The sequence below is a fragment of the Lactobacillus xujianguonis genome (genome assembly GCF_004009905.1).
Taxonomy (GTDB): Bacteria; Bacillota; Bacilli; order Lactobacillales; family Lactobacillaceae; genus Lactobacillus; species Lactobacillus xujianguonis.
The window spans coordinates 15790-27958 of the sequence record NZ_ML136899.1 but is presented as its reverse complement, the minus strand read 5'-3'; the positions used below and the strand labels follow the sequence as shown (position 1 = coordinate 27958).

The window sequence follows — 12169 nt, the reverse complement described above, 5'->3', positions numbered from 1 at the left end:
ACATCAAGTGTCTAAAAGCGACAGGGCATATCGTTTTACTACTACTTTAATTCTACAAGAGAACAAAAATAGTGAATCAATTATCCCGTCGGATAACTAATTCACTATTTAGCTTAGAATGTTTATTTTATAAATATTTCACGACCGACTGGCTTAACTGGCTGCAGTTCTGGATCTTCAGCAATATCTTTTTGATAATCATAATTTTTCCAATCATCAGTGGCAAAAATATTCTTTTTACACTTCATAAAACTTGATTACTTTTACATCAAAATAATCCATCCAATTTATTTAACTAAAAATAGATCTAATAACTTATTAGGCATTCTCAATTCCATCTAATCTAGCATATTTATAAATTACTGCCGAATTCTTATGCGCAAACTCCTCAAAAAATAAGATCTGACTATCACTAAAACTTTTGTTATACAGCAACTTATAACTAGGGAGCTCAATTCTAGCCTCGCGAAAACCACTTTCTATGGGCTGTTCGAAATTAATTAAAACAGTATTATCTTCCTTAATTTCTGAATGCGTAATAATTGTTTCATCAGGTAATTCAATGTATGGATAAAGCATTTTCTCACCTTTTTCAATGTATTCTACTTTGATCTTCTTTAATACTTCTATTTTATTAGTACAATGACTTTCTTAAAATAAAAATATAAGCAAAAAGCCCGCAAATTGCGAGCTTTTCAGTATCTTTATTCCCATTCGATCGTTGAAGGCGGCTTACTCGTCACATCGTAAACTACGCGGTTAACGTTGTCGACTTCATTGACGATTCGATCAGAAATATGACCAAGCACATCCCATGGAATTTGAGCAAAATCAGCCGTCATCCCATCAATTGAGGTAACGGCACGAATCCCAATCGTATAGTCATAAGTCCGGCCATCACCCATAACACCAACTGAGCGAATACCAGGAAGAACAGTAAAGTATTGCCAGATTTTTTCTTGCAATCCCGCCTTCTTGATCTCTTCACGTAAAATCGCATCAGAATCACGCACAATCTTGAGTTTGTCTTCAGTAACTTCACCCAGCACACGAATCCCAAGACCTGGGCCTGGGAAAGGCTGACGCCAGACTAAGTCGTGCGGAATGCCTAATTTTTCACCAAGTTCACGTACCTCATCCTTGAAAAGCTTACGTAGTGGTTCAATCAACTTAAAGTGCATGTCCTTAGGAAGTCCCCCAACGTTGTGGTGCGACTTAATAGTTTGGGCAGTATTGGTACCTGACTCAATGACATCCGTATAAAGCGTACCTTGAGCTAAGAAATCAACGTCTTTTAACTTCTTAGCTTCTTCATTGAAGACCTCGATAAATTCCTTACCGATAATCTTGCGCTTCTTTTCAGGATCAGTTACGCCCTTAAGCTTATCCAAGAATCTCTTTTGGGCATTAACACGGATAATATTTACCCCAAGATCCTTGTTTAAAGCCTTCATTACTTGATCGCCTTCGTCTTTACGTAGCATCCCATGATCAACAAAAATCGCCGTTAATTGCTCGCCAATTGCCTTATGCAAAAGAGTAGCCGTAACGCTAGAATCAACACCACCTGAAAGACCTAAGATGACCTTCTTATCGCCAACTTCTTTGCGAATATCATCAACCTTCATGTCAATAAAGTCATCCATGGTCCAGTTAGCTTTAGCACCACAAACTTTAAAAGCAAAGTTCTTTAAAATATCAAGCCCATACTCTGAGTTCCGCACTTCTGCGTGGAATTGAATCCCATAGAATTTCTTTTCATCATTGGCAATTGCCGAGATCGGACAGTTCTTGCTTGAAGCAGTCACTTCAAAGCCGGCAGGAGCTTTAGTCACTAAATCACCATGACTCATCCAGACATATTGCTTTTCTGGTAAGCCATTAAACAATACGGCTTTAGGATCAGTTACTTCAATATCTGCGCGGCCGTATTCCTTATTTTCAGCTGGTTCAACCTTGCCGCCCAAGTCATAAGACATCAGCTGCATCCCGTAGCAAATGCCTAAAATTGGAATCCCTAATTTGAAGATTTCAGGATCAACCTTTAATGCGCCGTCATCGTAAACACTGTTCGGACCACCTGAAAAAATAATGCCTTTTGGCTGCATTTCTTTAATCTTTGCGATTGAAAGATCATGTGGTAACAGTTCTGAGTAGATACCAAAATCACGAATGCGTCGGGTAATCAATTGGTTATATTGACTACCAAAGTCAAGCACAATAATTTTATCAAAATCATCTAGATTTTTAGCCACTATTTACTCCCTCTTTTCACCAAACATTTTTTACTAACTCTACTAGGAAAAATTAAAAAGGTCAATCAAAAAATCAAAATCTAAGCAAAATCGTTCGGCTTTAAAGTTCGCAACCAGCAGTTGCAACCGCTAGTTGCCGGCAAGACAAGCAAAAAGTTCTTGTTTGCTACCAGGTGATTCTGTAAATTAAAGATGTTTCAAAAAACAGAAAGGACAATCAATTATGAAATTTGGTCAAAAAATCGCAGAACTGCGCAAAAAGAATCATCTTTCCCAAGAGGCCCTAGCAGAGAAGATGAACGTCAGTCGGCAGGCCGTATCGAAGTGGGAAAGTGATCAATCAATTCCCGATATTGAAAAAATTGTCGATTTGTCAGAATTATTTGGCGTAACAACCAATTACTTGCTAAAAAATGGCACGCCTTCGTTTAATCCAAATGCAATATCAAAAAATGAAAATGAAGAAAAATAATATCCTCAGCTAACTGATAAACAAATGAATGAATATTTACTTACCAGCACTAAAGCAGCTCATTTAAAGAGCTTAGCACTCTTTTTGAGCGGTTTAGGTCTAGTACTTTTTATCAGCATCTATGCATGGTATGAACCATTTCACGGCCCATTTTTTTCTTCAGTAGCAATCACATTACTATTTATTACCTGGGCAATTGCAGCTGGTTGCCTTATTTACGGTTTCCTACTAACTCGTGATTTTCGCCAAATTAAGAGAAAACAATTTACGTTAACAAATGAACAACTTCTTCAAATAAAAAATAAGCAAAAAGATTTTCAACATCAAAATAATAAACGAATTATCACAGCTGTAATACTCTGCATCCTTACAGTAATCCCGCCTTCAATCGCTGTGGCTTGGAGAGCTCCGTCATTTATTAAATGGGAATCTCTTGCCTTATCTCTACTTTTATTCAGTATTGCTATTTATCAATTTATTTTCTACAAATTACAGAATTTAATATATATTATCCTAACTCAGCAACAAAAATTATTATCCAAAAAAGATCGTCAATTGCTGACTAATATTACCATCATTTACTGGTTCATCATCTTGGTCTATTGGTTCATAATGGAAACTTATTTGTATGCATTACCTTGGAGTAGTGAACTTAACTTTACCACTATTTTCTTTGGCTTCATCATCTATCTTATTTTCACCTGGTTCTTTTTCCAAAAAAGAGCACAAAAATAGTCAATTAAAGCCTTTTCAGATAAAATATCAGTAAAGTATATTTTTAGTAGTTTTACATATGATAGAGGTGAATCAAATGACTACTCAAACTCCCGCCTTAACTCAAGGCACAATTACCAAATTCTTAACAGCCCGCAAAAAGGCCGCTACCAAAATTGCCATCGGTGTAATGCTCTGCATTCTCGCAGCTGCTCCAATGCTAGTTTTAATTAGCTTTACTAATTTAGGTCTATTTCAATTGCCGCTGGAAATGATGTCCGTCCTTGGCGTCATCATTTTATTAATTATGGTTGCCATCGCCGTTGCCTTCTTCATCGCGGCTAACCGTGAGATCAAGGTTTACGAAGAATGGGAATATGAAAACTGCGAACTTAGCGAGGAACTGACTGAACAAGTAAAACAAGAAAAAGCTGCTTTCGCTAAAACTTACACCAAAATGACAATTACTGCGACCATCCTTTGTATTTTGTCCGTGATTCCAATTCTTTGCGGTGTCTTCTTTACCGAGGCCTTAAGCGCAAAACAAGTCGATCAATTAATGACCGGCCTAGTAGCTGGGACCATAATCTTAGTAGCTATCGGCGTTTTCTTCTTTATCAAAAGCAACATCATCATGGATAGCTACAACATCTTACTTCAAGAAGAAGACTACACTCTTAATAAGAAAAGTGGTCGTCGCAGCTTAAACCGCTATGCCGCTATTTACTGGTTATTCTTCGCCATGCTCTACCTTGGCTACAGCTTTTTAACTGGCAACTGGGATCACAGCTGGATCATCTGGCCCATCGCTGCTATTCTTTACGCCATTATTGAAAAAATACTTAGCCTTAAGCACAGCAAAATCGCTCCCGATTAACTTTTTGACAAAATAATCGAACATTATCTCTTAATTTGCCTCTTGTGTTCGTCAACATCTTCTGCTAAGATTAAGCCAACACAAAATCTATATAACGTCGTAATATGGTCGACAGTTTCTACCCATTACCCTAAATAATGGACTATAGGTGATCGCAAGTTGAGAATAATTAAGAGACTTCTTTTACCTAATTTGGGTAGAAGAGGTCTTTTTGTTTATCTTGGGAGGAAAAGTTGAAGTTACTAGAAGACAGAATTAAAAAAGATGGTCAAGTTTTAGCTGGTGATGTCCTTAAAATCAATTCATTTTTGAATCACCAGGTTGATCCACAACTCATGATGCAATGCGGAGAAGAATTCAAACGGCTTTTTGCTGGTGAAAAGATCGACAAAGTCCTAACTTGTGAAGCTTCTGGAATCGCACCTGGCGTGATGACTGCTTACGTTTTAGGCGTCCCAATGGTCTTTGCTAGAAAAAAGAAACCATCGACACTTAATGATGCTGTCTACTGGGCAAATGTCTTCTCTTATACGAAAAAAGTTAACAACAAAATCTGCGTTGAAGAAAAATTCTTACACAAGGGTGAAAATTTATTAATTGTTGACGATTTCGTTGCTCATGGCGAAGCCGTTAAAGGGATGGTTAACATTGCTCAACAAGCTGAATGCAACATCGTTGGTGTCGGCGCCGTTGTCGCTAAGACCTTCCAAGGTGGGAGCGATTGGGTCAAAGATCATGGTTTACGCTTTGAAGCCCTAGCTGAAATTGACAGCTTTAAGGATGGCCAAGTCCATTTCGCAGGTGAAGAATAATGGTCAAAGATGTTAGTCAGCAAAAAGCAGCGGTTTTAGGCTTACAGCACCTCTTAGCCATGTACTCAGGCGCCATTGCTGTTCCCCTCTTAATTGGGACTGCTCTTAAATTCAATGCTACCCACATGACTTATCTCGTTTCAATCGACATCTTTATGTGTGGGTTTGCGACTTTAATTCAATTGTTCCGCAACAAGTACTTTGGTATTGGTTTACCCGTTGTTCTTGGCTGCGCAATTCAAGCAGTAGCCCCTCTAGAAATGATCGGGCAGAAATTTACTATTAACACCATGTATGGTGCCATCATCGCTGCTGGGATCTTCGTCTTTTTAATTGCTGGTTTTTTCTCAAAAATCAAAAAACTCTTTCCCCCAGTCGTCACCGGAACTTTAATTACGGTCATCGGCTTGACCTTAATTCCTGTTGCTGTCCAAAATATGGGCGGCGGCACTAGTACAGCTAAAGATTTCGGCGATCCTAAGAACCTTATTACCGCCTTTCTCACAGTAGTAATTATTCTGGCGATCGAAGTGCTGGCTAAAGGCTTTCTCAAGTCCATCGCGGTCTTGATCGGTTTAGTTGTCGGCAGCTTAGTAGCCGGCGCCTTAGGGATGGTCTCCCTTACCCCTGTTGCTCAAGCTTCTTGGTTCCACTTACCCCAGTTCTTTTACTTCGGTGTCCCAGAATTTGAGTGGTCCTCTTGCGTCACGATGATGATTATCGCGTTAGTTTCAATGGTTGAATCAACTGGCGTCTTCTTTGCCATCGGTGATTTACTCAAAAAAGACATTACTGCAGATGATCTCAAACGTGGTTACCGCGCAGAAGGAATTGCCCAAATCTTCGGTGGAATTTTTAACACTTTTCCTTACACGACTTTCTCACAAAATGTTGGTCTCCTGCAGCTCTCAGGGATCAAAACTAAGCGGCCTATCTACTGGGCAGCGGGCCTGTTAATGGCCATGGGCCTCTTACCTAAAATTGGGGCGCTTGTGACTATTATTCCTACCCCTGTCTTAGGTGGTGCCATGCTGGTCATGTTCACCATGATTGCAGTTCAAGGGATTAAAATGCTCATTCATGTTGACTTAAATGATAACAACAACCTCTTAATTATCGCTATTTCAATTGGGTTAGGCTTGGGCGTGACGGTTTATCCTCAACTTTTCCAAGCTTTACCACAAACTATTCAATTGTTCTTAGGCAATGGTATTGTAGTCGCCAGCTTAAGTGCAACTATTCTAAATCTAATTCTTAAAGGAAGTGGTCACCGGCAAAACAATTAATTTCCCCCTAACACAAAATCAAAAACATCCTTAAATTTTATCAACAACACATTCTACACAAATAAGGCACCAGTGCACTTGCACTGATGCCTTATTCTTTTTAGGGAGAGAGTAAAAAATTTAAAAGTTAATTTGTTCACCGTTAGCTAACACTTGATATTCAAGGGTTTGTAAGTTAGCCAAAAGTTCAACCTTCCGACTTTGATCATGATTCATCCGCACAATCCGAATTTCATTTTCGCTTGGCGTCGTCACTTCAATCGAACCATCTAAGTCAAAGGCTGCTTCGTTATTTCTAAAAGTACACAACTTCAGTAAGGACTTAACGACTGGCCGCTTAACTTCCTCTTTGATTTCTTCACGGCTATAGTAATGACGATTAATGTTTCGTCCTTCTTTAGTTGCCTCAAGTAGCTTCAAATCATTGCTACCAGCTAGCATCCCCACATAATAGATTTGCGGAATCCCTGGAGCAAAGACTTGCAACAACCGCGCCATAAAGTATTTGCCATCATCATCGCCTAAGGCTGAATAGAAAGTAGTATTAATTTGATAAATATCAAGATTGTGGTATTCAGCACTGGAATATTTCTTCTTAACATTAGCGCCAACTTGGTACAATTCACTACTCGTGTATTTAATTTCTTCAGGACTCAAAATATCACGCGCATCTACCACCCCAATCCCATCATGGGTATCAAGGGTGGTAAATTGCTTCATTGGACACATCTTCAGCCAATTAGCCAAGCGATTACTCTTGCCGCTATAAAGTGAATACAAGGTCACCATCGGTAAAGCAAAGTCATAAATAAAGTAACCATGCTTAACAATCTTAAATGGCATTGAATAGTGTTCGTGAATCTCTGGTAAAATCATGGCACCCTTAGCCGCAATATCATTGCGGACTTCAGCTAATAAATCCCAAATTTCTGGTTCAACGAAGAAATCATTCGTATCTAACTTCTTCACTGCATAAGCAAAGGCATCAAGCCGAATAACATCGGCACCATGATCAATTAATTGATTTAAAGTATCTTTGATAAACTTCTTCGTCACTTTTTTACGGACATCTAAATCAATCTGTTCTTCACCAAAAGTATTCCACAATTTGGTTTTACTACCATCGGCAAAGGTAATTTCTTGGTAAGGCGCACGATCTTTACGTTTATAGATCAAATCAACATCGGCCTTAGTAGGTCGACCAGCTGGCCAAAACTTATCCCAATTAAGAAACAGGTCTGCATAGGGACTCTTATCTTTATTCTTTTGATAATCTTCATAATACTTAGAGTGTCGTGAAATATGATTGATCATAAAATCAAACATTAAGTAGTAGTCTTCACCCAGCTTTTCCACATCCGACCAGTCGCCAAATTTCGGATCAACAGTGGTGTAATCAGTCGGCGCAAAACCACGATCGCCCGTTGATGGAAAGAATGGTAATAAGTGAACGCCACCAACAGCACCTTTAAGATCAGTGTGTAAGACTTCATCAAGATCTTTAATTTTTTTACCCAAACTATCAGGATAAGTAATGAGCATTACTTTATTTGAGATTGGCATCGTTTTTCCCTCCTAATCAATCGCCTTAAAGTGATAAAGATAAGATTGATAATCACCATGCTCAACTGGGTCATAAATCCCCATATTCATCAATTCATCCCCACCATAAACTTGGTGTGTTCTTTGATCTTCATATTCTTTAGCAGGATCAAGGCCAACTAACTTAGTCTTAGTCAAATATGGTTGTCCACTTGCCATGACCTTAACCACAGATAACACCGCTTCTGTCTTATCTGGACTTACAGTTTCCCAAGCGCATTGATTACTTGTGTGCGCTGACTTCAAGCGATAAAAGGTTCCATATTGGGTAATCCGCCTAATTCTTTTGTATTCAGCTACCTGCTCGGCTACAGCTGCACGATCTTCTTCACTCATTTTAGTTAAATCAAGTTCGTATCCTAAGTCGCCCCACATTGCGACAACACCGCGCGTCTTAAATGGAGTAATCCGACCATTTTGTTCATTAGGACTAACGGAAACATGCGAAGTCATCATTGATTGTGGATAAACTAAGCTCGTACCTTCTTGGATAAACAAACGATCAATCGCATCACTATCATCACTAGCCCAAATTTGTGGTTCATAATAGGCCATGCCAGCGTCAAAACGACCACCACCACCTGAGCAGCCCTCAATTAAGAGATCTGGATACTTTTCAACTAATCTTTCAAGCAAGTCATATAATCCTAAAACGTAGCGATGGTATGTTTCACCTTGTCGCTCAGCTGGTAAATCTGCCTCATAGATATCAGACAGGTGCCGATTCATATCCCATTTAATATAGTCAATTTTGCCTGAACTCAAGATTTGGTCCATTTGATCAAAAATATTATCACGAACTTCTTGGCGTCCTAAATCAAGCACATATTGGTTTCTTGATGGGCTTGGCTTTCTTCCAGGGACGTGCATCAAATAATCTGGATGCTTTTGATACAAATCTGAATCGATTGAAATCATTTCTGGTTCAAACCATAAACCAAATTTAAGCCCTTTCTCGTGGACATAATCGGCAAAATGTCCTAAACCATTTGGAAACTTCTTCTTGAAAACAGTCCAATCACCTAAAGATGAATTATCGTCATCCCGATGCCCAAACCAGCCATCGTCTAAAACAAACATTTCAATACCGAGCTTTTTGGCATCATCAACAATTGGACGTAATTTTTCCTCATTAAAGTCAAAGTAAGTTGCCTCCCAGTTATTAACCAAGATTGGGCGCAATTCATCCTTAAACTTACTCCGCATAATTCGTTCATGAATCAAACTATGAAATGCTTGACTCATCTTGTTTAAGCCATGATCTGAATAAACCATTAAGACTTCTGGCGTTTGAAAAGAAGCAGTTGGTTTTAATTGCCAATTAAAATTAAAGTCATCAATTCCAATATTTAAATGAGTCTGGGCAAATTGATCCTTTTCCACTTCAAACTTATGATTGCCTGAGTAAACAAAAGCAAAGCCATAAGCATCGCCATTAAACTCAGTCGTACTTGGATCAACTAACGCTATAAACGGATTCATTTGATGACTAGAGGTGCCGCGATGACTAGCATAAACATGAATGCCTTGATTAATATGATTACGGTCGGTCCAGCGTTCATGCGCATGGGCTCCGGGTAAAGTAATCGAATCAAAATTACGGTCAACAAAATCAATTTGCATTGAAGCTACTTTTTCAAGGTCAACTGTTTCTGATCCAGCATTTCTAACTTTAACCGAGCGCACAATTACAGGACGGTCACGATAAATGGTGTAGAGTAAGTCAAATTCCACCCCACTCTTATCATCGGCTAAAGTAATAATCAAAGTTGCTGCTTCATCCTTATCCTTTACCCAAGCATGAGATAAGCCAGCTAAATCAGGTTTGCCAGCCACTATTTTGTAGCCTTGATATTTTAAAAATAAAGCGTTAGAGCCATCTTTTTGGCGGACAACCGCTGCTGGTGTATGATAATCCATTTCGCCTGCTGTGCTATATTCTTTTGGTAAAGAATCCCGTGAAAACGTTCGATCAAGTGAACCTGGTAAATTTCCAGAAAAGCCGCGGTCTAGTCTTGGATAACGTAATTGACCATGATAGTCATTTACTCTTTTACCAAAATATAAATGAGCTAAGGTTCCGCCATCTTCCACAGCAAGTAAGTATGAAATTTGATCGTTATGTAAGTGGAAAACCTTATTTTTTTCATCAAATGAGATTAAAGTAGCTGACATTTTTGTCCCTCTTTCTTATTACGAAATTGTACTGATATTACTATTATTATCTTGCTTCTGGTCTTCTATCTCCATAGCTGCTTTATACAAATTAATGTCAATTTATTTAAAAGACAAAATGACATATAATAGAAGTAAATGACCGTTTTTATCTGTTTTTTTAAAAGAATATACAAACATATTTACATTTTTAACTGGTCAAAAAGTTGTTATAAGGGAGTTTTTTATGAAAGGTGAATACCGTACTTTAAACAATCAAAGTGTTGAAAGTAATGTCTTATTTTTTGGACAAGAAAGTTGTTTACCTAACTACTTCTTCAAAGGAAATAATGTCCGTGATAATTATGTCATTCACTATATTCAAAAAGGCAAAGGCACCTTCTCACTAGCCAATCACCATGCGGTGACCTTATCTGCTGGTGACTTCTTTGTCTTACCTAAAGGTGTTCCTTGCTTTTATCAAGCTGATGGTCAAGATCCTTGGACGTACTTTTGGATTGGCTTTTCTGGGGTTAAAATTCAGTCCATGCTTGCAGGGTCTAAAATTTCTAATAAATACTATCTACGGCACGTCACTGACAGTCAAACTTTTGCTAGTTTTAAACAACTATTTAAAGCAGCTCACTTGCCTAGTTCTTTAGCTAACGATGCCTTAATCGAATCACTAATTTATCAATTCTTCTACCAATTAATTACCGAATATCCTAATCCGAATGTTCATAAACATAAGAGCTACGATGAACAATTACGCTTAGCTATTAGTTACTTAGAGCAAAACTTCGCCAGCAATGAATGCTCCATCACCATGCTGTGCCATCAATTGGAAGTTTCTCGTTCATATTTATACACGATTTTCAAAAAGAATATGAACTTGTCTCCTCAAAAATTTTTGGCTCAGTTGCGCATGGAAAAAGCAAAGGAGTTTCTCCATTCAACTACCTACACGGTCCAACAAATCTCGACCAATGTTGGTTATTCTGATGAATTTACTTTTTCTAAAGCTTTCAAACGCTACACTGGCTTTAGCCCAGTTCATTATCGGCAAAAACAAAAATAGCGAAAAATGAGTTCCTTGCCTTTCTAGGTAAAGAGCTCATTTTTAATAGGGAGAAAAAACATTTAGTAATTATCTACTTAACCGCACCATTACTCATCCCAGCAATGATATTCTTTTGGAAGATTAAGTAAACAATGGTAATGGTAATAATTCCGATAACGTATGAAGCAAAGCTTGGGCCGTAATCGTTGAAGTATTGACCAGTATAGTTGTATTGGAACAAAGGCAAAGTCCACATCTTTGAATCTCTGTTCAAAATTAACAATGGCAGCATGAAGTCATTCCAGAACCACATTGCATTAATAATTAAAGTTGTGGCGTGCATTGGCTTTAAGAGTGGGAAGATAATCTTAAAGTAAGCAGTGATCTTATTAGCACCATCAATTTCGGCAGCTTCATCCAAACTCTCAGGTACACTTTGCTTAATATAGCTGACATATAAGAACAGGGTCTGCGGCACTGCATAAGTTAAGTACAGAATGATCAACCCCCACATGTTGGCTAAACCTAACTTACTCATCATCACAGTAATTGGAATCATAATTACTTGGAAAGGAACGAAGATCCCAATAATTAATAGAATATACATCCAGTTAAAGGCAGTCCGCTTGGACATATTCCGCGCAATGGAGTAAGCAGCCATCGGTACGAAGATCATAACTAAGACTACTGATAAAACAGTAATCACAATTGAATTCCAGAAGTAATTCCACACACCATCAGCGAACAATCTTTGATAGTTGGCAATTGTCCAGGGATGTGGCCAAGCAAAGAAGTGTTCCATAATTTGCTTGGTATCTTTAAATGAACTAAGAATTGTGTAAAGTAATGGAATTAAGATTAAAATTCCACCTACAACTAGTAGAGCATAATCCCAAAATTTCTTTGATCTATTTTCTTTTTCCATTTTGCTCCCCCT

Annotated in this window: 12 protein-coding genes and 1 riboswitch; of the genes, 6 read left to right on the top strand and 6 right to left on the bottom strand. The window is 38.3% G+C overall.

Going from position 1 to position 12169, the window contains the following annotated elements; translation table 11 throughout:
• Window positions 1-122: 122 nt before the first annotated feature.
• From EJK17_RS12055 to guaA, 3 genes are all read right to left on the bottom strand, one after another.
• Complete coding sequence (locus EJK17_RS12055; protein ID WP_255409180.1) at window positions 123-248, bottom strand: hypothetical protein; 126 nt, start codon at window positions 246-248, stop codon at window positions 123-125.
• A gap of 70 nt (window positions 249-318) precedes the next feature.
• A complete protein-coding gene (locus EJK17_RS09510) occupies window positions 319-579 on the bottom strand; it encodes a hypothetical protein (RefSeq protein WP_103661722.1) in 261 nt (86 codons plus the stop codon).
• Between the two features lie 125 nt (window positions 580-704).
• Complete coding sequence (gene guaA / locus EJK17_RS09505; protein WP_201738263.1) at window positions 705-2258, bottom strand: glutamine-hydrolyzing GMP synthase; 1554 nt, start codon at window positions 2256-2258, stop codon at window positions 705-707.
• 220 nt (window positions 2259-2478) lie between these two features.
• Here guaA and EJK17_RS11890 point away from each other — a divergent pair, with 220 nt between their 5' ends.
• From EJK17_RS11890 to EJK17_RS09485, 5 genes are all read left to right on the top strand, one after another.
• Window positions 2479-2727 carry a helix-turn-helix domain-containing protein gene (locus tag EJK17_RS11890; RefSeq protein WP_236629349.1) on the top strand — a complete coding sequence of 83 codons (249 nt, stop codon included), beginning with the start codon at window positions 2479-2481 and terminating at the stop codon, window positions 2725-2727.
• Window positions 2728-2751: 24 nt separating this feature from the next.
• Window positions 2752-3462, top strand: a complete 711-nt coding sequence (locus tag EJK17_RS09500) for a hypothetical protein (protein WP_236629348.1) — start codon at window positions 2752-2754, stop codon at window positions 3460-3462.
• 76 nt (window positions 3463-3538) lie between these two features.
• Window positions 3539-4318 (top strand): hypothetical protein, encoded by a 780-nt coding sequence (locus EJK17_RS09495; RefSeq protein ID WP_236629347.1) that lies wholly within the window; start codon window positions 3539-3541, stop codon window positions 4316-4318.
• A gap of 67 nt (window positions 4319-4385) precedes the next feature.
• A riboswitch (purine riboswitch) is annotated at window positions 4386-4483 on the top strand.
• Window positions 4484-4551: 68 nt separating this feature from the next.
• A complete protein-coding gene (locus EJK17_RS09490) occupies window positions 4552-5130 on the top strand; it encodes a xanthine phosphoribosyltransferase (RefSeq protein WP_103661720.1) in 579 nt (192 codons plus the stop codon).
• Window positions 5130-6416, top strand: a complete 1287-nt coding sequence (locus EJK17_RS09485; RefSeq protein WP_201738262.1) for a nucleobase:cation symporter-2 family protein — start codon at window positions 5130-5132, stop codon at window positions 6414-6416. Before EJK17_RS09490 ends, EJK17_RS09485 begins: the two co-directional genes overlap by 1 nt.
• 120 nt (window positions 6417-6536) lie before the next feature.
• Here the strand turns inward: EJK17_RS09485 and gtfA are convergent, their stop codons facing one another.
• Both gtfA and EJK17_RS09475 read right to left on the bottom strand, forming a co-directional pair.
• Window positions 6537-7979, bottom strand: coding sequence for a sucrose phosphorylase (gene gtfA / locus EJK17_RS09480; protein WP_127796385.1), 1443 nt, complete (start codon window positions 7977-7979; stop codon window positions 6537-6539).
• 12 nt (window positions 7980-7991) lie between these two features.
• Entirely contained in the window at window positions 7992-10193 is a 2202-nt protein-coding gene (locus EJK17_RS09475) for an alpha-galactosidase (RefSeq protein WP_103661717.1), read from the bottom strand.
• Window positions 10194-10419: 226 nt separating this feature from the next.
• Between EJK17_RS09475 and EJK17_RS09470 the strand changes: the two genes are divergently transcribed.
• Window positions 10420-11250, top strand: a complete 831-nt coding sequence (locus EJK17_RS09470; protein WP_103661716.1) for an AraC family transcriptional regulator — start codon at window positions 10420-10422, stop codon at window positions 11248-11250.
• A gap of 73 nt (window positions 11251-11323) precedes the next feature.
• Here EJK17_RS09470 and EJK17_RS09465 read toward each other — a convergent pair whose 3' ends face one another.
• The gene (locus EJK17_RS09465) at window positions 11324-12157 is read right to left on the bottom strand and encodes a carbohydrate ABC transporter permease (protein ID WP_103661715.1); all 834 of its coding nucleotides are present in this window, start codon (window positions 12155-12157) and stop codon (window positions 11324-11326) included.
• Window positions 12158-12169: the final 12 nt, after the last annotated feature.